The organism is Nocardia fodinahabitans (assembly GCF_052983615.1).
Map to the genome: position 1 here is coordinate 6002799 of NZ_JBRJJC010000001.1, position 21522 is coordinate 6024320.

Annotated in this window: 19 protein-coding genes; 9 read left to right on the forward strand and 10 right to left on the reverse strand. The window is 70.7% G+C overall.

The genetic code is table 11. The features are described 5' to 3' along the window. Positions 1-3: 3 nt before the first annotated feature. On the reverse strand, positions 4-879 hold the full coding sequence (locus NV348_RS28215) for a UTP--glucose-1-phosphate uridylyltransferase (protein WP_447149561.1): 876 nt from the start codon (positions 877-879) through the stop codon (positions 4-6). Between the two features lie 179 nt (positions 880-1058). On the opposite strand from NV348_RS28215, the gene NV348_RS28220 reads away from it, so the two are divergent. From NV348_RS28220 to NV348_RS28230, 3 genes are all read left to right on the forward strand, one after another. Beyond that, entirely contained in the window at positions 1059-2369 is a 1311-nt protein-coding gene (locus NV348_RS28220; RefSeq protein ID WP_447151168.1) for a DNA polymerase IV, read from the forward strand. A 57-nt stretch (positions 2370-2426) separates the two neighbouring features. Then, positions 2427-2924 carry a WKL family lipoprotein gene (locus NV348_RS28225; RefSeq protein WP_447149562.1) on the forward strand — a complete coding sequence of 166 codons (498 nt, stop codon included), beginning with the start codon at positions 2427-2429 and terminating at the stop codon, positions 2922-2924. A gap of 129 nt (positions 2925-3053) precedes the next feature. Beyond that, positions 3054-6290 (forward strand): arabinosyltransferase domain-containing protein, encoded by a 3237-nt coding sequence (locus NV348_RS28230; protein ID WP_447149563.1) that lies wholly within the window; start codon positions 3054-3056, stop codon positions 6288-6290. 82 nt (positions 6291-6372) lie between these two features. On the opposite strand, the gene NV348_RS28235 is transcribed toward NV348_RS28230, so the two are convergent. After that, positions 6373-7266, reverse strand: coding sequence for an ADP-ribosylglycohydrolase family protein (locus NV348_RS28235; RefSeq protein WP_447149564.1), 894 nt, complete (start codon positions 7264-7266; stop codon positions 6373-6375). A 153-nt stretch (positions 7267-7419) separates the two neighbouring features. Further along, entirely contained in the window at positions 7420-8343 is a 924-nt protein-coding gene (rarD, locus tag NV348_RS28240) for an EamA family transporter RarD (protein WP_447149565.1), read from the reverse strand. Positions 8344-8378: 35 nt separating this feature from the next. On the opposite strand from rarD, the gene NV348_RS28245 reads away from it, so the two are divergent. Together NV348_RS28245 and NV348_RS28250 are read left to right on the forward strand one after the other, a co-directional pair. Beyond that, the gene (locus NV348_RS28245) at positions 8379-10802 is read left to right on the forward strand and encodes a cation-translocating P-type ATPase (protein ID WP_447149566.1); all 2424 of its coding nucleotides are present in this window, start codon (positions 8379-8381) and stop codon (positions 10800-10802) included. An 80-nt stretch (positions 10803-10882) separates the two neighbouring features. Then, on the forward strand, positions 10883-11701 hold the full coding sequence (locus NV348_RS28250) for a PhzF family phenazine biosynthesis protein (RefSeq protein WP_447149567.1): 819 nt from the start codon (positions 10883-10885) through the stop codon (positions 11699-11701). 79 nt (positions 11702-11780) lie between these two features. Here NV348_RS28250 and NV348_RS28255 read toward each other — a convergent pair whose 3' ends face one another. Genes NV348_RS28255 through lspA form a run of 3 tightly spaced genes read right to left on the reverse strand, consistent with a single transcriptional unit; the run spans position 11781 to position 14045 of the window. Beyond that, a complete protein-coding gene (locus NV348_RS28255) occupies positions 11781-12512 on the reverse strand; it encodes a hypothetical protein (RefSeq protein ID WP_447149568.1) in 732 nt (243 codons plus the stop codon). Next, entirely contained in the window at positions 12505-13431 is a 927-nt protein-coding gene (locus tag NV348_RS28260) for an RluA family pseudouridine synthase (protein ID WP_447149569.1), read from the reverse strand. The genes NV348_RS28255 and NV348_RS28260 overlap by 8 nt, the downstream gene beginning before the upstream one ends. Further along, complete coding sequence (gene lspA, locus NV348_RS28265) at positions 13428-14045, reverse strand: signal peptidase II (protein WP_447149570.1); 618 nt, start codon at positions 14043-14045, stop codon at positions 13428-13430. The genes NV348_RS28260 and lspA overlap by 4 nt, the downstream gene beginning before the upstream one ends. Positions 14046-14130: 85 nt before the next feature. Here lspA and NV348_RS28270 point away from each other — a divergent pair, with 85 nt between their 5' ends. Then, a complete protein-coding gene (locus tag NV348_RS28270; RefSeq protein WP_447149571.1) occupies positions 14131-15084 on the forward strand; it encodes a hypothetical protein in 954 nt (317 codons plus the stop codon). Beyond that, positions 15081-15785, forward strand: a complete 705-nt coding sequence (locus NV348_RS28275) for a hypothetical protein (RefSeq protein ID WP_447149572.1) — start codon at positions 15081-15083, stop codon at positions 15783-15785. The genes NV348_RS28270 and NV348_RS28275 overlap by 4 nt, the downstream gene beginning before the upstream one ends. 6 nt (positions 15786-15791) lie before the next feature. Here NV348_RS28275 and NV348_RS28280 read toward each other — a convergent pair whose 3' ends face one another. Further along, the gene (locus NV348_RS28280; protein ID WP_447149573.1) at positions 15792-16652 is read right to left on the reverse strand and encodes a TIGR03619 family F420-dependent LLM class oxidoreductase; all 861 of its coding nucleotides are present in this window, start codon (positions 16650-16652) and stop codon (positions 15792-15794) included. 154 nt (positions 16653-16806) lie between these two features. Between NV348_RS28280 and NV348_RS28285 the strand changes: the two genes are divergently transcribed. Next, the gene (locus tag NV348_RS28285) at positions 16807-17277 is read left to right on the forward strand and encodes a VOC family protein (protein ID WP_447149574.1); all 471 of its coding nucleotides are present in this window, start codon (positions 16807-16809) and stop codon (positions 17275-17277) included. A 9-nt stretch (positions 17278-17286) separates the two neighbouring features. Here NV348_RS28285 and NV348_RS28290 read toward each other — a convergent pair whose 3' ends face one another. Then, positions 17287-17706 (reverse strand): Rieske (2Fe-2S) protein, encoded by a 420-nt coding sequence (locus tag NV348_RS28290; RefSeq protein ID WP_447149575.1) that lies wholly within the window; start codon positions 17704-17706, stop codon positions 17287-17289. A 174-nt stretch (positions 17707-17880) separates the two neighbouring features. On the opposite strand from NV348_RS28290, the gene NV348_RS28295 reads away from it, so the two are divergent. After that, positions 17881-18855 (forward strand): NAD(P)-dependent alcohol dehydrogenase, encoded by a 975-nt coding sequence (locus NV348_RS28295; protein ID WP_447149576.1) that lies wholly within the window; start codon positions 17881-17883, stop codon positions 18853-18855. A 6-nt stretch (positions 18856-18861) separates the two neighbouring features. On the opposite strand, the gene NV348_RS28300 is transcribed toward NV348_RS28295, so the two are convergent. Both NV348_RS28300 and acs read right to left on the reverse strand, forming a co-directional pair. Further along, entirely contained in the window at positions 18862-19494 is a 633-nt protein-coding gene (locus NV348_RS28300) for an LON peptidase substrate-binding domain-containing protein (RefSeq protein WP_447149577.1), read from the reverse strand. 67 nt (positions 19495-19561) lie between these two features. Further along, positions 19562-21505: an acetate--CoA ligase gene (gene acs / locus NV348_RS28305; RefSeq protein WP_447149578.1), complete on the reverse strand. Its 1944-nt coding sequence runs from the start codon at positions 21503-21505 to the stop codon at positions 19562-19564. Between the last annotated feature and the right edge of the window lie 17 nt (positions 21506-21522).

Genomic DNA, 21522 nt, shown 5'->3' on the forward strand with positions numbered 1-21522 from the left:
GCGTCAGTCGATCAGCTGGCGCAGCAGCGGCCCGTACTCGGGATGCGCCAGCGCCGAGGCGAACTGGGCGACCAGGTAGTCGGCCGGGTTGCCGGTGTCGTACCAGCGACCCTGGATGACCTGGCCGTACACCGCGTGGTTGGCGGCGTAGTTGTTGATCGCGTCGGTCAGGTAGACCTCGCCGGTCTGGTGGGTGTACCAGTTCTCGGTCTGGGTCTGCAGCTCCTCGATGATGCCCGGGGTCACCACGTACCCGCCGATGGCGGCGTAGGCCGACGGCGCGTCCTCGGGCTTGGGCTTCTCCATCAGGCCGGAGATGCGCAACAGTCCGTCGTCGAGGTCCTCGCGGACCACCGGAACGCCGTAGCGCTGCGACTCACCCGGTGCCATCGGCAGCAGGGCGAGCACGGGGCAGCCGGTGGACTCGTAGGCGGTGATGAGCTGCTGGGCGCGCGGCACCTCGGCGACGAAGACGTCGTCGGGCCACAGCACCAGCATCGGCTCGTCGCCCAGGTGACGCGCGGCATTGAGGACCGGCGTGCCGTTGCCGTACGGACCGTGCTGGTCGAGGTAGGTGATGTGGCCGGCGCGCGAGAGCTCACCGACTTCCTCGACCGCGTCGGCGTAGGCGGACTTGCCGTCGGCGCGCAGCTGCGCGACCAGCGCCGGGTTGGGGCGGAAGTGGTCCTGGATCAGCGACTTGCCGCTGCTCACGACGATGGTGATGTCGGTGATCCCGGAGGAGACCAGTTCCCGGACGGTGTGCTCGATGACCGGCTTGTCGCCGACCGGCAGCATCTCCTTCGGCGTCGCCTTGGTCAGCGGAAGCAGCCGGGAGCCGATTCCCGCAGCCGGAATGACAGCCTTGCGGATCTTCATCCCCCGATCATCACATATCCGGCTGGGTGATCGCTGTGCCACGGCTGTCATCCGGCTGGTGAAAATGTGTCGGCGGCGCCGCGTAGATTGCGGGCGTGAGCACCGACGCCAACACCGCAGGCGCCCCGGCCAGGGCGGATGCGGCGGTCACCGCCCGCCGCTGGGTGCTGCACATCGATATGGACGCGTTCTTCGCCTCGGTCGAACAGCTCACCCGGCCGACCCTGCGCGGCCGGCCGGTGCTCGTCGGTGGCGCGGGACAGCGCGGGGTGGTCGCCGGGGCCAGCTACGAGGCGCGGGTCTACGGCGCCCGCTCGGCCATGCCGATGCATCAGGCCCGGCGGTTGATCGGCGTGTCGGCGGTGGTGGTGCCGCCGCGCGGCGCGGTGTACTCGGTGCTCAGCGCCGCGGTGTTCGACACGCTGCGCAGCCGGATCCCGGTGCTGGAGACGCTGTCGTTCGACGAGGCGTTCGCCGAACCCGCCGAACTGGCGGGCGCGAGCGTGGCCGAGGTCGAGGAGTACTGCGCCATGCTGCGGGCCCTGGTCACCGCGCGCACCGGGCTCACCGCCTCGATCGGCGCCGGTACCGGTAAGCAGCTCGCCAAGATCGGCTCCGGCCTGGCCAAACCCGACGGCATGCGGGTGATCTCCCCGGCCGAACAGAGCGGGCTGCTGGCCGGGCTGCCGGTGCGCAAACTGTGGGGGATCGGCCCGGTCGCGGAGAGCCGGTTGCGCAGTCTCGGCATCGAGACGGTCGGCGCCTTCGCCGCGCTGCCGGAATCGGAGGCCGCCTCGATCCTGGGCGGCAGTATCGGCGCGGCCCTGCACCGGCTCGCCCGCGGCATCGACGACCGTCCGGTCACCGAACGGGCCGAGGCCAAACAGATCAGCGCCGAGAACACCTACGAGCGCGACATCGTCACCCTGCCCGACCTGCGCACGGCCATCACCGCCATGGCGGCGGCCGCGCACCGCAGGCTCGAGCGCGACGGCCGCGCCGCCCGCACCGTGGTGCTCAAACTCAAGAAGTCCGACATGAGCATCGTGACCAGGTCGTTCACCCTGCCCTACGCCACCGCCGACCTGACCACGCTGGCCGCCGCCGCGCAACGCTCGGCGATCGACCCGGCCGAACTCGGCCCGATCCGGCTCGTCGGCGTCGGCTACGGCGGTTTGTCGCTGGTCCGCCAGGAATCGCTGTTCCCCGAACTGGATCAGGCCGTCCCCGAGGACCTGAGCGTCGAGCAGGTCGAGGAAACCCCACCGCCCGGCGAGCCCGTCGACACCCCCGATCCGCTTGCCGGACAATGGTTTCCCGGTATGGACGTGAGTCACCCCGACTTCGGTCACGGCTGGGTCCAGGGTGCGGGGTACGGCGTGGTGACGGTCCGATTCGAGACCAGCTCGACAGGCCCCGGCCCGGCGCGTACGTTTCCAGCCGACGACAAGGATCTGACGCGGGCAGATCCGCTCGACAGCCTCACGTGAAGTAGCCTCGGCTACCGCGATGGAACCACTCCCACCTCGAACGCAAAGGACGAGCAGTTGAAGCTTCGTACGACCGGACGTGTCGCGATCGCCGGACTGGCAGTGGTCGCCGCACTCGGCCTGAGCGCGTGCAGCGACGACAAGGGTGACAAGCCCGCCTCCAAGACCACCACCAGCGCCAAGGCCGTGGCCACGACCGCTGCGAACCTGCCCGCGGTGCCGACCGTGGAGCAGCTCAACGAGCAGCTGACCACCGCGCTGGATCCGTCGATCCCGAACGAGCAGAAGCTGGACTTCGTGCAGGGTGGCGCGGCCGATCCCGAGCTGCCGAACCGGTTGGCCGTGGCGGCCACGGACGCCGGTGTGCAGGTGCAGGTCACCGAGGTGACCTCGTTCGGTGACAGCGTGAACGCGAAGGCCGACTTCACCCTCAACGGTCAGACCAATGTCGTGGATGTGCCGTTCGTGGCCGAGGACGGCAAGTGGAAGGTCCAGAAGACCTGGGCCTGCGGCATGCTCACCAACCTGGGGCAGCAGTCGGTCGCCTGCGCCTGATTCTCCCGCCGCGAACCCCGGCCCCGACCTCGTCGAGGCCGGGGTTCGCGCGTTGAGCGACCCTGCTCGATCGCGAGTGACCAGCACGTGTTTCGCGAGCCGTCGTCCGCGCAGCTACTATCGGGCCCCGTGGTAGAGACGATCGTGCGGCAGGGGCATCCGCCCGAGGATGTTGCGGACTCCGTGCGACGGGCTCGGCCCGACCGCTGGGTGCGCATCGTCGCGATCGTCGCCGCGCTCGTCGGTGTCCTCAGCGCGATCGCCGTCCCGTTCCTGCCGGTCCGGGTCGACACCGCGACGATCTCCTGGCCGCAGCGCGGCGCGACCACCTCGATCGAATCCCCGCTCGTCGCCTACGCGCCCGCCGAGCTGACGGCGACCGTGCCGTGCGCGGCGCTGAGCGCGCTCGCCGAGACCGGTGGCGTCGCGGTGTCGACGATCCCGCATCAGTCGGCCGACATGGAGAAGTACGGCTTCGTCGTCAAGGTCGTCGCCGACACGCCCGAACGCGCGGGGCGCGTCGACGTGGTCTCCCGGTCGACGCTGCTGTGGACGGTGCCGCTGGCCGAGGTCCTGGGCAGCGGCTGCGCGATCTCCGTCGCCCTCACGCCGCAGGAAGCCGCGGTCACCGCGACCGGTCTCGGCGCGTCCGGCGCGGTGCTGCCCACCGACCTGCGTCCGCAGGTGGTCGGCGTCTTCAGCGAGCTGACCGGCCCGCCGCCCGCGGGGCTGGATGTGCGGGTGGTTGCCGACTCGCGCTACATCACCTCGCCGACCTGGCTCAAGCTCGGCGTGATCGTGCTGTGCCTGCTCGCGACCGCGCTCTCGCTGTTCGCGCTGCACCGCCTGGACGCGCTCGACGGCCGCTCGGCCCGCCGGTTCCTGCCGCAGCGCTGGTGGCGTCTGCGGCCGGTCGACTGGCTGGTATTCGCGGTCCTGGTCGTCTGGCATTTCATCGGCGCCAACACCTCCGACGACGGCTACATCCTCGGAATGGCCAGGGGCGCTCGCTCTTCGGGCAACATGTCGAACTACTACCGCTGGTTCAGCGTCGACGAGGGGCCGTTCTACACGCCCTACACCGACATCATCGGCTGGATCACCCATATCTCCGCCGTCAGCCCGCTGGTGCGGCTGCCCGCCCTCGGCGCGGGCCTGCTGACCTGGTGGCTGATCAGCCGCGAGGTGCTGCCCCGGCTCGGGACGGCCGTGCGCCGTCAGCGGGCCGCGACCTGGACCGCGGCGCTGGTGTTCCTGGCGTTCTGGCTGCCCTACAACAACGGCCTGCGCGCGGAGTTCGTCGTCGCGCTGGGCGTGCTGGTCACCTGGGTCTCGGTCGAGCGGGCCATCGCGACCCGGCGGCTGCTGCCGTTCGCGGTCGCGGTGATCGTCGCCGCGTTCACCCTCACCGGGGCGCCGTCGGGCCTGATCTGCCTGGGCGCGCTCGTGGCCGGTGCCCGCGTCGTCACCGCGGTGATCGTGCGGCGGGCGAAGACGGTGGGCTACCTCGCGCAGGTGCTGCCGATCCTGGCCGCGGGCACGCTGGTGCTGACGGTCGTGTTCGCCGACCGGACCCTGGCCGGCGTGCGGGAGATGTTCGAGGTGCACGGCAAGATCGGGCCGGGGGAGTCCTGGTTCTTCGAGTTCCTGCGCTACCAGTACCTGCTGCAGCTCAATGCCGACGGCTGGCTGACCCGCCGCTTCGGTGTCTTCGCCATGCTGCTCGGGCTGATCGTCTGCGCGGCCACCATGCTGCGCCGCGGCGGGCACATCCCCGGCACCGCGGTCGGCCCGACCCGCAGGCTGCTCGGCATCACCCTCGCCGCCATGGTGCTGATGATGTTCTCGCCGACCAAGTGGACCCACCAGTTCGGCGTGTTCGCCGGCCTGGCCACCTGTGTCGCCGCGGTGACCGCCGTGGCGGTGAGCCCGGCCGTGCTGCGGCCGCTGCGCAACCGCGCGCTGTTCGCCGCGGCCGTCTTCTTCGCGCTGTCGATGACCTTCGTCGGCGCCAACGGCTACTGGTACGTCTCGTCGTGGGGTATTCCCTGGTGGGACAAGCCGCCGAGCGTCGCGGGCTACGGCATCTCGACCGCGTTCGTCGGCCTGACCGTGCTGTGCCTGGCGATCGCCGCGTGGTTCCACATTCATCCGAGCCCCTCGACCCGGTCGGGGCGGCTGGCACGGGTGCCGGTGCTCGCCGTGGTCGCCGCGATGATGGTGCTGTTCGAGGTGGCCTCCTTCGCGAAGGCGACCCTCGCGCAATACCCGGCCTACTCGCTGGCCGGCTCGAACCTCGAGGCCGCCTTCGGTGGCGGCTGCGGCATGGCCGACGAGGTGCTCGTCGAGACCGACCCGAACGCGTCGATGCTCGCGCCACTGACCGGCGACGTGGCGACCGCCATGGCCGGCGACTCGACCGGGTTCCGGCCCGACGGCGTGGCTCCGGTCCTCACCTCCGACGAGGTGGAATCGACTACGGGCCAGGCGAATTCGGTCTCCGACGATCCCGACAAGCTACGCGACGCGTCGACTTCGGCGGGTTCGGAGTCCCGGCAGGGTTCGCTGGCCCTGCCGTTCGGTCTCGACCCGGCGACCACGCCCGTGCTGGGCAGCTACCGCGCCGGCGCGCAGGAGCCCGCCGCGCTGACCACCGGCTGGTTCCGCCTGCCCGACGGCCCGCGCGGTCCGCTGCTCGCGGTGTCGGTGGCGGGCCGGATCCGCTCCGTCGACGCCGACGGCATCGTGCACCCCGGTCAGGAACTGGCCGTCGAATACGGCACCGCGGCCGCCGACGGCACCGTCACGGTGACCGGTCAGGTCGCGCCGATCGACATCGGTCCCGCGCCCATGTGGCGCAACCTGCGCGTCCCGCTCGACCAGCTGCCCGCCGACACCAGCGTGGTGCGGTTGGTCGCGCAGGACAAGGATCTGGGACCCGATCAGTGGCTGGCGGTCACCCCGCCGCGGATGCCGCAAACCACCACGCTCAGTGCCCTTGTCGGCCGTGAGACCCCTGTGCTGCTGGATTGGGAGGTGGGCCTGCACTTCCCGTGCCAGAACCACCTGCCGACCTACAACGGCATCGCCGACATACCCGAGTACCGCATCCTGCCCGACCGCAACGGCGCCACCATTACCAACCTGTGGCAGAGCCACGAAGGCGGTGGGCCGCTCGGCTGGACCCAGCTGCTGTTCACCGCCCGTACGCTGCCGACCTACCTGAACCACGCTTGGGATCGGGACTGGGGTTCGATCGAGCAGTACCTGCCGCTGGACACCGCAGCTGTCCCGGCCCGACCGCAGGTCGACGCGGAGAACCGCTGGGGGACCTGGACTCCCGGCCCGATCATCACCACCTGGTAGGCGGGCCGCCCCGGCGCGGAGTTGTGGTCGCGCCGGGGCCGTTCGTCATCGGCGCACGGCCGGGCAGCGCCTCACGTTCTTCTCAGCGGGCGTGGGCGGCGATGCGCTGGGCGAGATCCGGGAGATCGGCTCCGGTCAGACCGGGATAGCCGTGCAGGAGCGCCCGCCAGCGCGCCGGGACCGCCGACGCGCCCCAGCGGGCGCCGAGCAGACCACCGGCGATGGCGGCGGTGGTGTCGGTGTCGTTGCCCGCGCGCACGCAGGCTTCCAGTGCGCGGGGCAGGTGCTCGGGCGTCGACTGGTCGGTGCTGGTGATGGCCCACCACGCCGTTTGCAGGGCGTGCACCACCCAGCCGTTGTTCGGGAAGTCGGCCGGGGTGCCCTTCTCCGCTTCGTCGAGGCGGTCGTGCCAATACCCGGATTGCCGTGAGCCGCCGACGTATTCGCGCACGCCCTCGAAATCGGCGTGCAGCACCGCGTGCCGAACGGCGTAGGTCCAGATCTTGCACGCCTCGACGGCGTGCTCGTCGTAGTGCGTCAGCATGCCGATCCGGCCCGCCGCCGCGACGCAGGCCGCGGCGTCGTCGAGATAGGCCAGCGCGACCGGCGCGGTCCGCATGAGCGAGCCGTTGCCGCCGGTGCGGCCGGACAGCGACATCGCCACCGCCTGCATGCTCAGCGCCGAGGACGGCCGGGCCGACAACACAGTCCGGGTCTGGTTCCCGATATCGGGCGGCACGGAGTCGTACCAGGCGAGGAACCCCGCCGCGACCGCGTCCAGATCGATACCGGGCCCGTTCACCGCCGCCAGCACGATCGCCAGCGCCATCGAGGTGTCGTCGGTCCACTCGCCCGGCGCCCAGCGGAACGGTCCGCCCCCGACCATGTCGATCACCACCCCCGGCCCCGGCACCGTGAACTCGTATCCCGCCCCCAGCGCGTCCCCCGCGGCCCCACCGACGAGTACCCCCGCCACCCGATCAGAGAACCCCGCATCATGCACAGAAATCCACCCCTCTCGGGCGCCCGCTCTCCGTGTGTCCAGCTGTCGAGCCTACCGGTCGGATTGTGCGACACACCAAGCTTTCGCCCCCCGGCGCGCCCGTGTCGGCGGGCGGATCCGGCCCGGTCAGGACGTGGCGACCTCGTCGGCGGGAGCCGGGGCCGGGGTATCGCGGCGGGTGCGGCGGGCACGGCGCAGGGCGTCGGTGGTGAAGACGGCCAGGGCGGCCCAGATGAGGGCGAAGCCGGCCCAGCGGGAGGCGGGCATGGGTTCGTGCATGACGGCGACGCCCCAGGCCATCTGGAGGGCCGGGGTGAGGTACTGGAGGATGCCCATGGTCGAGAGCGGGACGCGCTGGGCGGCGACCGCGAACAGCAGCAGCGGGATCAGGGTCACCGGGCCGGTGGCCAGCATCAGACCGAAATGTGCGGGGGTGGAGGTGAATTCGGTGCGGCCGGTGGCCATCAGCGCGATCAGGAAGGCCAGGGCGAACGGGACGGCGACGATGCCCTCGGCGGCGATGCCGCGCAGCGCGTCGAGCTTGATCACCTTCTTGACCAGTCCGTAGGTGGCGAACGAACAGGCCAGCACCAGGGCGATCACCGGCGGCCTGCCGTAGTCGACGGTGAGCACCACCACCGCCAGCGCGCCCAGTCCCAGCGCCAGCCACTGCGCGCGGGTGAGCCGTTCCCGGAACAGCACCACGCCGAACGCCACGGTGACGAGCGGATTGATGAAGTACCCCAGCGCGCACTCCACGACCTGCCCGGAATTCACGCCGTACACATAGGTGCCCCAGTTGATCGCGATCGCCGCCGAGGCCGCCGCCGCCAGCCGCCAGGTCCGCGCGTCGATCCCGCGCATCTCCCGCAGCCGCCCGGCCAGCGCGAGCACGATCAACACGACGACCAGCGTCCAGATGATGCGCTGGGCCACCACCTCGGCCGCCGACGCGAACGCCAGCAACCCGAAGAACGCGGGGAACATGCCCCAGATCAGATAGGCGCCGGTACCGAAGACGACACCGGGCGGAGAGGGGCTGCGCTGCATTCATCCCATGTTACGACTGACGTAGCCTGACGAGCATGTCCATTTCCGTGCAGGAGCCCGCGGCGACCGGGCTCACCGCAGCACAGGTCGAGGAACGACGCCGCGACGGGCGAACCAACGATGTACCGGCCAGAGCCAGCCGGTCCGTGCGCGAGATCGTGCGCGCGAATGTCTTCACCCGCATCAATGCCATTCTGGGCGTGCTGTTCCTGCTGGTGCTGTCCACCGGCTCGATCATCGACGGCATGTTCGGCCTGCTCATCGTGGCCAACAGCGCGGTCGGCATCATCCAGGAGATCCGGGCCAAACGGACGCTGGACCAGCTGGCGATCGTGAGTCAGGCCAAGCCGACGGTGCGCCGCGACGGTGTCGCCCACGAGGTCGCCCCGGGCGAGGTGGTCCTCGACGACCTGATCGAGCTGGGCGCCGGCGACCAGATCGTCGTCGACGGCGAGATCGAGGAAGCCGCCGCGCTCGAGGTCGACGAATCGCTGCTCACCGGTGAGGCCGACCCGATCCACAAGGGTGTGGGCGCCCCGGTGATGTCGGGCAGCTTCGTGGTGTCGGGCTCGGGCGCCTACCGCGCGACCAAGGTCGGCAAGGACGCCTACGCGGCCAAGCTGGCCGAGGAGGCCAGCAAGTTCACCCTGGTGCACTCGGAACTGCGCTCCGGCATCGACAAGATCCTCAAGTTCATCACCTACCTGCTGATCCCGGCGGGCGCGCTGAGCATCTACAACCAGCTGGTCTCCAGCAAGGAGTCCTGGCGACCCGCCGTCACCGGCATGGTCGCCGCGCTGGTGCCGATGGTGCCCGAGGGCCTGGTCCTGATGACCTCCATCGCGTTCGCGGTGGGCGTGGTACGCCTGGGCAAGCGCAACTGCCTGGTGCAGGAACTGCCCGCGATCGAGGGCCTGGCCCGCGTCGACGTGGTGTGCGCCGACAAGACCGGCACCCTGACCGAGAACGGCATGCGCCTGTCGCAGATCGAACCGCTCGGCGCGTTCGACGAGGACCAGGTCCGGCAGGTGCTGGCCGCGCTGGCGGGCGACGATCCACGCCCGAACGCGAGCGTGCAGGCCATCGCCGAGGCCTTCCCCGACTCACCGGATTGGCCGCAGACCGCCATCGCCCCGTTCTCCTCGGCCAAGAAGTGGAGCGGCATCTCCTATGGCGCCCACGGTGATTGGCTGCTCGGCGCACCCGACGTGCTGCTCGATCCCGCCTCCGCCGACGCCGAGCGCGCCGAAGACCTCGGCTCCTCGGGCCTGCGCGTGCTGCTGCTGGCCCGCTCCGACCGCCCGGTCGACGCCGACGACGCCCCCGGCCGGGTCGAGCCCGCCGCGCTCGTCGTGCTCGAACAGCGGGTCCGCCCCGATGCCAAGGGCACGCTGGAATACTTCGCGAGCCAGCATGTCTCGATCAAGGTGATCTCCGGCGACAACGCCGTCTCGGTCGGCGCGGTGGCCTCCTCGCTGGACCTGCCCGGCGGCGACCACGCGGTCGACGCGCGCTCGCTGCCCGAGGACCGCGACGCGCTCGCCGACGTGCTCGAGCGCGACACCACCTTCGGTCGCGTGCGCCCGGACCAGAAGCGCGCCATGGTCGGTGCGCTGCAGTCGCGCGGGCACACCGTCGCCATGACCGGTGACGGCGTCAACGACGTGCTCGCCCTCAAGGACGCCGACATCGGCGTCGCGATGGGCGCGGGCAGCCCGGCCACGCGCGCGGTGGCCCAGATCGTATTGCTGGACAACAAGTTCGCGACCCTGCCGTACGTGGTGGGCGAGGGCCGCCGGGTGATCGGCAATATCGAGCGGGTCTCGAATCTGTTCCTCACCAAGACCGTGTACTCGGTGCTGCTGGCGTTCCTGGTCGGCCTGGCCGGTGTCGGTTCGCAGATCTTCGGCTACGACCCGATCGGGTATCCGTTCCTGCCGCGCCACGTCACCATCGCCGCCTGGTTCACCATCGGCATCCCGGCGTTCATCCTGTCGCTGGCGCCGAACAACGAGCGCGCCCGCACCGGCTTCGTCGGCCGGGTCATGCGCCTGGCGGTGCCCTCGGGCGTGGTGATCGGCGTCGCGACGTTCGTGTCCTACCTCATCGCCTACGCCGGGCCGGAAGCCTCGGAGACGCAGAAGATCCAGGCGGGCACCACCGCGCTGATCACCCTGATCATGATCGCGGTGTGGGTGCTGGCACTGGTCGCCCGGCCGTACGTGTGGTGGAAGGTGGTGCTGATCGCGGTGTCGGTGCTCGCCTACATCGCGCTGTTCACGATTCCGTTCACCCGGGAGTTCTTCAAGCTCGACCCGTCGAACCCGCGGTTGACCCTGGCCGCGTTCGTCTGCGGCGCGGTCGGCATCGTGCTGGTGGAGCTGGCGTGGTGGGTGCAGTCGCGGCTGTCCGGCGACACCGGCAAGTTCGTGCCCGCGGTGGGCGCCCAGGGCGCCTGACGGCGCGCTGACCAGGCCGGGTTTGCCTCGAGAACCCTTGCGCCGGACGCACATTCGGTGTTGGAGTACCTTTGCGCACTATGGAGGTATTGCTGCACCAGATCGACGCGTTCGCCGACGCACCGTTCTCGGGCAACCCGGCCGCGGTCATGCCGCTGCCCCGCTGGCTGCCGGACGCGCTGCTGCAACAGCTGGCCGAGGAGAACAACCTCGCCGAGACCGCGTTCTACACCTCCGAGTTACCCCCGGACGCCGGCGGCCCGCCTGGCGAATGGCCCGCCTTCCACCTGCGCTGGTTCACCCCGGCGGTCGAGGTGGACATGTGCGGGCACGCCACTCTCGCCTCGGCTACCCAGATCATCGAGGACCTGCATCCCGAGCACGATCGGGTCAGCTTCTACACCCGCTCCGGCTGGCTGCACGTCGACCGGACCGACGACGACGAGTACGTCCTGGATCTACCCGCGCTCGCCTCGGTGCGGGTCGACCCCGATCCGGCCCTGGTCGCCGCCCTCGGCGTCACCCCGATCCGCGCCTACACCGGTCAGGACGAGGTCATCGTCCTGGCCTCCGAAGACGAAGTCCGCACCGCCACACCGAATCTCGGCGCCTTCCCGGCTCTGGCCCGCGGCGCGATCATCACCGCGCCCGGCACCGCCACCGACGTCGTCTCCCGGCTGTTCGCCCCCGGTGTCGGCATCCCGGAAGATCCCGTCACCGGTTCGGCGCACGCCCAGCTGGTCCCGCTGTGGAGTCGCGAGCTGGGCCGCACCACGCTGACCGCCCGTCAGCTCTCCCGGCGCGGTGGGACCCTGCGTGCCGAGCTCGCCGACGATCGGGTACTGCTGCTCGGGCGCTGCCGCCGCTACCTCGACGGTGTGGTCACCCTGCCCGAGTGAGCCGGACTTCGCCACGATGCCCGTCCTCGCCGGCCCGGGCGTCGTGAGCGTAGCCGGGCCGGAACAGCGGTGCTGAGGGTCACTCGGTGGGGACGGGGGCGTCGTCCGGTGTCGGCGCGATCACCCCGGTCGACTGCGGCAGCAGCGGCGCCACCGCGAAGCGGCCCGCGATCGCGTCGGCGGGCAGCGCCTGTACCGCGCGGACGCCGGGTCGTGTTGCCAGCGCACGCAATTCGGGCAGCGTGCCGCGCACGACCAGTCCGGCGGTGCACGCGCAGCCCGCGCGCAGCCTGGCCTCGGTGACGCGGGCGATGTCGGCGCTGCGCTGATCACGGAATCGCTGGGCGGCCACCAGTCCGGCCGCCGCGTCGGCGGACCGCAGGGCGGGTTCGTCACCGGCCGGTGTCGCGACGGTGATCACCGGTGTCTGCACCCGGTCGATCGGGACGTGCTGGATCACGCCCGCGACCCGCAGGCCGTCGGCGGCGGCCGGAATCTGTTGCGCGGTCAGGTAATCGGTGAACGACACGAGCGCCCAGTGCGGATCGGTGCCGGTGCCGTCGAGGGAGGCGCGGGCCTCGCGCAGATAGTCCTCGACCTGCTCGCCCTGGGCGGGACCGAGCCGATCGGTCGTCACGCCCAGGGACGGGCGCGGATTGAGGATGCCGAGCACGACGACGACCACGGTCAGCACGACGGCAGCGGCGATGTACAGCGCCGTCCGCCCCGGCAATCGGCGGTCCTGGGCGCTCCCGCGGTCGTCCGGCGCCGTCTCCGGCGCCGGTTCGGACGACCGCGGGTCGTCAGGCATTGCGCAATACGTCCAGTGCGCCCGCCAGGTCGGCCGGGTACTCGCTGGTGATCTCGAGCCAGCGACCGTCGGCGGGATGGTGGAAACCGAGCTGCCGCGCGTGCAGCCACTGCCGTTCCAGCCCGAGGCGCTTGGCCAGGGTCGGGTCGGCGCCGTAGGTCAGGTCACCGGCACAGGGGTGGCGGACGGCGGAGAAGTGCACCCGGATCTGGTGCGTGCGACCGGTTTCCAGATGGACATCGAGCAGGCTGGCCGACTGGAAGGCTTCGATCGTGTCGTAGTGGGTGACACTGGGCCTGCCGTCCCCGGTGACCGCGAACTTCCAGTCGTTGCCGCGCGCCCGCCCGATCGGCGCGTCGATGGTGCCGCTGCTCGGATCGGGATGTCCCTGCACCAGGGCATGGTATTGCTTGTCGACCGTGCGCTGCTTGAAGGCGCGCTTGAGCATCGTGTAGGCGTGCTCGGACTGGGCGACCACCATCACGCCCGAGGTGCCCACGTCCAGACGGTGCACGATGCCCTGCCGTTCGTGCGCGCCCGAGGTGGAGATGCGGTAGCCCATCGCGGCCAGGCCGCCGACCACGGTCGGGCCGGTCCAGCCGACGCCGGTGTGCGCGGCCACGCCGATCGGCTTGTCCACCGCGACGATGTCGTCGTCGGCGTAGAGGATCTTCATCCCCTCCACCGGGGTGGCCTCCACGGTCAGCTCGCGCTTCGGTTCGGGGAAGACCACTTCCAGCCACGCGCCCGCGGTCAGCCGGTCGGATTTGCCCGCGGCGAGACCGTCGAGCTGTACCGAACCTTCCTCGGCCAGTGCGGCGACCGCGGTGCGCGACAATCCGAGCAGCCGGGACAGGCCCGCGTCGACCCGCATCCCGTCCAGCCCGTCGGGAACGGGCATCGTCCTTGTTTCCCTCATGCGGTCTCCTCGGTGTGTTTGCGACCGCTGCGGGTGCCGTCCGGCTCGAAGCCGAACACGGTGAGCGCGACGAGCAGGATCGCGCCGCAGACGATGGCCGAGTCGGCCACGTTGAACACCGGCCACCAGCCCACCGCGACGAAATCGACGACGTGACCCTGCAGCGGGCCGGGGTAGCGGAAGATCCGGTCGACCAGGTTGCCCAGCGCGCCGCCGAGCACCATGCCGAGGCCGATCGCCCACCACAGCGAGCGCAGCGTGCGCCCGATCCGGATGACGCCGATCACCACGGCCGCGGCGATCAGGGTCAGCAGCCAGGTCATGCCGGTCGCCATCGAGAACGCCGCGCCCGGGTTGCGGACCAGGGTGAAGCGCGCGAAATCGCCGATGATCGGCACCGATTCGCCCGGATCGATGAAGGCGACGGCGAGGCACTTGGTCAGCAGGTCGAGGCCGAACAGCACGGCGGCGATGATCAGCAGCGTCGTCAAGCGGCGGCGACCAGCGGGTTTGTCCGTTCCGGTGGCCTCGGGCGCGACCTCGGGGGCCGGTGCCGCCGAGTCGTCGCCTGTCTCGGGAACGGCAGCGTTGTCGGATGGCCGGTCTTCACTCACGCGACCATCATTCCCTAGTGGCGATCGGTGCTGCGCCGCGGTGCCCGGGAGTCCCAGCTGTTACTCAGGAAGCGGTCGTACGCTGATGGCTGTGACGGTGTTGTCTAGTTCTCGCTTACCCCGCATCGCGCGTCCCGGGGTGTTACTCGTGGCGCTCGTGCTCGGGTTCGCGACCTTCGGCGCGGGGTGCGCCGACCGGTCGGCATCGCCCGCCGATGTCGAGGGCCTCGAGCCGCTGGGCATCGGTAAGGAAGTGACGGTGCCGATCACGGCGGCGGTCACCACTCTGGTGTCGGCCGGCGACGAGCCGCGCGATCTGCTGCGTCCCCGCTACCCGGCGGGCACCACGCAGGAGGTGACGCTGCGCACCGACTACCGCATCCAGCAGCAGGTCAACGATCAGCCCGTGCGCGACTTCTCGCCCGCCGCGCTGACCATCCCGATGACCGCCCGCGCCGGCACCGACGGCGTCGACCTCACCGTCGGTACCGTCACCACGCCGGATCCGGCCCTGAACAAGGCGTTCACCACCGCCGACGGCTCGCACGCGGGCCTGGAGATGAGCGATCTGGGCGCGATCACCGAACTGCGGCTCGCGCCGTCACCGGATACTCCCAACTCCGCGCGCGCAGCCCTGGAACAGGCCTTCTACCAGGCCGTGTACCGCTCGATCACGTTCCCGGACGCGCCGGTCGGCGTGGGTGCGGTGTGGACGGTGCACCAGGAGATCACCGGCGGCGTCACCCTCGACCAGATCACCACCGCCACCCTGACCAGCCGCGACGGCGACCGGCTCACCATCGACCTGCAGGTGACCCAGACCCCGACCGAGACGGTGTGGATGCTGCCCAACAACGCGGGCTCGCTCGACATCGAGGGCTACGTCATGGAGGGCACCGGCACGATCACCGTCGATCTCGGTCTCCCACTGCCGGTCTCGGGCGCCATCGATGTCGGCGGTCAGCAGACCTACCGCGACGCGCGCAGCGTGAGCACCCTCGTCCAGACCCAGTCGACCCGCGTCTCCTGGACCGAATGATGCGGTCGGCCCTGCTGCGCGCGGGCGCGGCCGCGTCGGCCTGCGCCGCGCTCGCCGGTGTCGCCGGGTGCGGTGCCGACGACGAGCCCGCCGGTTCCTTCCCCGCGGCCGCCACCGCGGCACCGGGTAGCGGCACCGTCGTGCGCGATCCCGCCCAGCTCGCGGCCGGACTGCTGGCCGCCGAAGACCTGCCCGGCGACTTCAGCGTCATTCCGCCGCGCACGTCCGCCGAGGACACAGCCGTGCCGCCGGCCGCGCCCACCGATCCACCGGATTGCGGCCGCCTGCTCACCCCGATCGCCGAGCAGCGGCCGGGGTCGTCGGCCGCCGCGTCGGTCCAGTTCGCGGGGCCCAGCTACGCCACGATCGATATCGACGCCGCGAGTTATCCCGATGCCGCGCTGGCGGCCGCCTTCGACGCGCTCCAGGCGCAGCCGCGGCGCTGTGCCGCCTACACCGGGGACGACGCGGGCGTGCACATCGACTACCGCGCCACCGCCCTCACCCAGCCGCCCGCGGGCGACGCGAGCTCGGCCTTCGCGCTGACCGCCACCAGTGAAGGGCTCACGCTCACTTCCTCGACGGCCCTGGTGCAGGTCGGCAACACCCTGGTCCAGGTCGTGGTCACCGCGCCGGAGACCGTCGACCCGGGGGTGCTCGCCGACCTCACCGCCGCGCAGGTTCGTAAACTGCGCGGCTGACAGCTCTCAGCCCGCGGCGGGCACCGGCGGCGCGATCTTGCTCCCGAGATGGGCGATGTAGCCGCGCACCTCGTCGGCCGAGCGGTCCGGCATGCCGAAGACCACCTCGGTGACGCCGAGTTCTTCCCACTGCGCGAGCTGGGCGGCATCGTGGCGACCGGCGAGCGCGATCACCCGCGGCGTGCCCTCGCGGCCGGACTCCCGCCAGACCCGGTGCAGCAGCGCGATCTTCTCGCCGAGGTCGCCCTCGGTCGGGGTGGTGATCCAGCCGTCGGCGTGCTGGGCCAGCCAGCCGAAGGATTTCTCGGTGCCGCCCGCGCCGAGCAGGACCGGGATCGTCGGGCTGGTCGGCTTCGGCCACGACCAGCTCGGCCCGAAACGCACGAACTCGCCGTCGAATGCGGCTTCCTCCTGCGACCAGATCGTGCGCATCGCGTCGAGGTGCTCGCGCAGTACGGTGCGCCGCTTCTTCGGCGGAACGCCGTGGTGGGCGAGTTCGTCGGTGTTCCAGCCGAATCCGACGCCGAGCTCCACCCGTCCGCCGGAGAGGTGGTCGAGCGAGGCGATGGTCTTGGCGAGGGTGATCGGATGGTGCTCGGCGGGCAGCGCAACCGCCGTCGACAGGGTGATCCGCTCGGTCACCGCGGCCGCCGTCGCCAGCGCGACCCACGGATCGAGCGTGCGCAGGTAGCGGTCGTCGGGCAGCGAGGAGTCGCCGGTCTGCGGATGCGCGGCGGCCCGCACCACCGGGATGTGGGTGTGCTCGGGGACGTAGAACGCGTCGAATCCGGCGTTCTCCGCCGCCGCAGCGGCATCGGCGGGCGTGATGCCCCGGTCACTGGTGAACAACACGAGCCCGTACCGCATGTTCCGGCCCTCCGGATCAGACAATAAAACTGAAACAAGTTCTACCAGTCTTTCGGGCCGGTCGGAAGACCGCTCGCCCGTCGGTCTTTCGCCGGCCGGGTGCGGGGAATAGGCTCGAACGGTCCGAGCATCAACCGCGACACGGAGGTATCCGATGTCTGATGTTTCCCCCTTTCCCGCTGGTTATCCGCGTATCTGTCCCGGAATCTCGTGCGCGGGCGCCGCGGCCGCGATCAACTTCTACACCGCGGTCTTCGGCGCGACCGAGCGCATGCGGATGCCCGGTCCGGACGGCACCGTGGCGCACTGTGAACTCCTGGTCGGCGACTCGGTGCTGATGGTCGGCGACCCGGCGCCGGAGATGGGTTTCCTCGACCCGAAGGCGGTCGGCGGTTCGCCGGTCAACCTGATGGTCTACCTCGCCGATGCCGACGCCGCGTTCGCCGCCGCCGTCGCCGCGGGCGCGACCGAGATCAACCCGATGACCGACCAGTTCTACGGCGACCGCACCGGCGCCTTCGAAGATCCGTGGGGCCACCGCTGGACGGTGGCGACCCACATCGAAGACGTCACGCCCGAGGAGATGCAGCGCCGCATGGACGAGATGATGAACGCGGCGGGCTGACCGGTCCCGCTAGGCGGGCACGATCGAATCACCCTCCACCCGTACCGGTTTCGACGGCAGCGGCGCCGTGGCAGGACCAGCGGTGACGCTGCCGTCGAGCCCGAACCGGCTCCCGTGACAGGGGCAGTTGATCGAGCCGCCGGCGACCGAGCCGACCCGGCACCCCGCGTGCGTACACGTCGAGGACAACCCGACGAACGTCCCCGCCGCCGGCTGCGTGATCACCGTGTCGCCCACGATCACCCCACCTCCCACCGGCACATCGGCGGTCTTCGCCAACGCCCCCGTCGGCCCGCCCGCGGGGGCCTGTGCCCCCGCGGGCGCACTCTCGTCCTGCCCCGCGCAGGCGGTCAACGTCGCGGCCGCGGCGAGCACCCCCGCACCGACGACAACGGTCCTGCGGTCGAGCTGGATCTCATGACGGGTCATCGTGGAACTCCGATCGGAACTGTCGATGTGAGCCGGAGGCCGGGCGGTCCGGCGGCTCCTCAACGGATCAACGGGATCGGCGGGTCCTTGGTTCGACCACGGGCCGGATTCGGGCCGATTTCTCCGGGACTTCCCCGATGTGGCCGGGACGGGCGCGGGCTTACAGTCACGCTCATGAAGGCGATCGTGCAGCGGGTATACGGATCTTCGGCGATGCTGGAGGTGGCCCAGGTCGAGCGGCCCGTGGCGGGGGACGGGCAGGTGCTGGTCCGGGTGCGCGGGGCGTCGGTCAACGCGCGGGACTGGCACATCATGCGGGGGGATCCGCGGATCGCGCGGTGGATGGACCGGTCGGTGTTCGGGCGGCGTGGACCCGCGCAACCGATTCCCGGCGGGGACTTCGCCGGGACCGTCGAGGCGGTCGGGGCCGGGGTGACGGATCTGCGGCCGGGTGCGCAGGTGTACGGCGAGTCGACCAGCGGCGCGTTCGCCGAGTACCTGGCGGTCGATCGGTCGGTGGTCGCCGCGAAACCCGCGGGGCTGAGCTTCGCCGAGGCGGCGGCGGTGCCGCTGGCGGCCAATACCGCGCTGACCTGCCTGCGGCACGTCACGGCGGGGGACCGGGTGCTGATCATCGGCGCGTCCGGTGGGGTCGGTACCTTCGCCGTGCAGCTCGCGCTCGCCGCGGGCGCCGAGGTCACCGGGGTGTGCAGCACCCGCAATGTCGAGCTGATCCGCGGCCTCGGCGCCGCGCGGGTTGTCGACTACACCCGTGACACGGTGACCGGCCGCTACGACACCGTCCTCGACCTGGCAGGCAGCCGGAGCCTGCGCGAACTGCTGAGCCTGGTCGAGCCGACCGGCAGCCTGGTCCTGTCCGGCGGCGGAAACTACACCGGCGGTAGCCTTTTCGGCCCGATCGGGCTGATGGCCCGTGCCCAGCTGAGTCGCCTGTTCGTGCGCCCCACGATCCGGGTGCCCATGGCGAACCAGAGCAGCGCGGCGCTCGACGAACTCCGTGACCTGGTCGAATCCGGCCGGGTCCGGCCGATCATCGACCGGACGTACCCCCTCGACGAGGTCCCCGCCGCGATCCACTACCTGGAAACCGAGCACGCCAGGGCGAAGGTCGCGATCACCGTCGGCTGAGCGCCGTCACTGCAGGCGGAACTCCATCATCGCGATCGCGTCGTCGACCGCGACGATGAGATTCTCCAGCCGGGTGTACGGGTCGGGCGCCGACAGCGCCGCCTGCCGGTCGGTCGGTCCGATCGGCAGGCGCGCGGCCAGCTCATAGGAGCGCACGGTCGGGTCGTCGGACAGGTCCTCCAGCGATGCCGACGGCGGTGGCCGCCGGATCCCGGAGCGCCGCGCGAGTTGCGCGGTGAGCGTATGCAGCCGATCGGCGCGTTTGCGCAGGTCGGCCAGGAGATCGTTGTCGTCGGCGCCCACGCCGTCGGGCCACCCGCTCACCTCGGCCCGCGGGTACGGCGCGTCGGTGAGCCACTCGTCGACCCGGATCCGCTCGGTGCCCGCACAGCGCAACCGGAACCGTGAGCCCGACAGCTCGACGACATCGGTGATGCGGGCGAGGACCCCGAGGTCGGTGCGGACCTCACCGCCACCGACCTCGTGCCCACGCGCGATGAGGACCACACCGAACTCCGGCTCCCGCCGGCCATCGAGGCAGTCCTCGACCAGCGCGACATAACGCGGCTCGAAGATCTGCAACGACAACGGCTCGCCGGGCAGCAAGACCGCGCCCAGCGGGAACATAGGGATCTCCACCCTCACAGCATGCCCGCTGTGTCGGATGCCGTGCCCATCCGACATGCGCGAGCGTCAGATCGCCGGGTCATCCCTTCGCGATCGCCTCGAACACGGTCGGGTCGACCAGCGTCGAGGTGTCGCCGAGTTCGCGGCCCTCGGCCACATCGCGCAGCAGCCTGCGCATGATCTTGCCGCTGCGGGTCTTGGGCAGCTCGGGGACCAGATAGATCTCGCGCGGCCGGGCGATCGGGCTGATCTCCAGCGAGACGGCCGCCTTGAGCTCGGTGACCAGCGCGTCGTCCGGCGCGTCCGAGCCGGTGAGGATGACGAACGCGACGATGCCCTGCCCGGTGGTGGTGTCGCTGGCCCCGACGACGGCGGCCTCGGCCACCGCCGGATGCCCGACGAGCGCGGACTCGACCTCGGCGGTGGAGATGCGGTGTCCGGACACGTTCATCACGTCGTCGACCCGGCCCAGGATCCACAGGTCGCCGTCGGCGTCGAGCTTGGCCCCGTCACCGGCGAAGTACCAACCCTCGGCAGCGAAACGCTGCCAATAGGTTTCGCGGAAGCGGTCCATGTCGTTCCAGATCCCGCGCAGCATCGACGGCCACGGCTCATCCAGCACGAGCAGACCCGACGCGTCGTTGCCGAGCGGGGTGCCGTCGTCGTCGACCACCTTCGCCGAGATCCCCGGCAGCGGCGCCGTCGCTGCGCCGGGCTTGGTGGCGGTGACGCCGGGCAGTGGGGAGATCATGATGGCGCCGGTTTCGGTCTGCCACCAGGTGTCGACGATGGGGGTTGTGTTGGCGCCGATGACTTCCCGGTACCAGCGCCAGGCTTCGGGGTTGATGGGTTCGCCGACGGAGCCGAGCAGGCGCAGGGTGGTGAGGTTGTGGGCGTCGGGGATGTCGCGTCCCCATTTCATGAAGGTGCGGATGAGTGTGGGTGCGGTGTAGTAGATGGTGACGCCGTATTTTTCGATGATTTCGAAGTGGCGGTGTTCGTTGGGGGAGTTGGGGGTGCCTTCGTAGACGACCTGGGTGGCGCGGTTGGCCAGTGGTCCGTAGACGATGTAGCTGTGGCCGGTGACCCAGCCGATGTCGGCGGTGCACCAGTAGACGTCGTCGTCGGGTTTGTGGTCGAAGACGTTGTGGTGGGTGTAGGCGGTTTGGGTGAGGTAGCCGCCGGTGGTGTGCAGGATGCCTTTGGGTTTTCCGGTGGTGCCGGAGGTGTAGAGGATGAACAGGGGGTGTTCGGCGGGGAAGGACCGTGCCTCGTGCGAAGGCGAAGCGAGCGAGACGGTTTCGTCCCACCAGAGATCGCGGACCTCGGTCCACGGCACGTCGAGACCGGTGCGCCGCACTACCAGCACATGCTCGACCGAGGTCGGCTCGTCGCCGAGCGCCTCGTCCACCGCCGACTTCAGCGGGGCGGGCTTGCCGCGCCGCCACTGCCCGTCGGTCGTCACGATCAGGCGCGCCTGCGCGTCGTCGACTCGCTGTCGCAGTGCGGTCGGCGAGAAGCCGGCGAACACCACCGAATGCGTGAGCCCCAAACGCGCGCAGGCCAGCATCGACACGATCGCCTCGGGGATCATCGGCATGTAGATCGCGACGCGATCGCCCGCCACCAGCCCGAGCGCGGTGAACGCGTTGGCCGCGCGCGAGACGTCTTCCAGCAGTTCGCGGTAGGTGATGTCGCGGGAGTCGCCGGGCTCGCCTTCCCAGTGGATGGCGACCTGGTCGCCGTGGCCGTCGATGACGTGGCGGTCGACGCAGTTGTAGGCGACATTGAGCTCGCCGTCGGCGAACCAGCGCGCGACGGGGGCATCGCTCCAGTCGAGCACCTGGGTGAAGGGCTTGTGCCAGTGCAGCCGGTTCGCCTGCTCGGCCCAGAAACCGTCACGGTCGGTGGTGGCCCGCTCGGCCAGCGAGGCATCGGCATTCGCCCGCGCGACGAACTCCGCGGCGGGCGGGTAGCTGGGCGCGTGGTCGGGCCTGGTGGGGTCGGTGACTGCACCGGTCACAAGAAATCTCCTTCGAA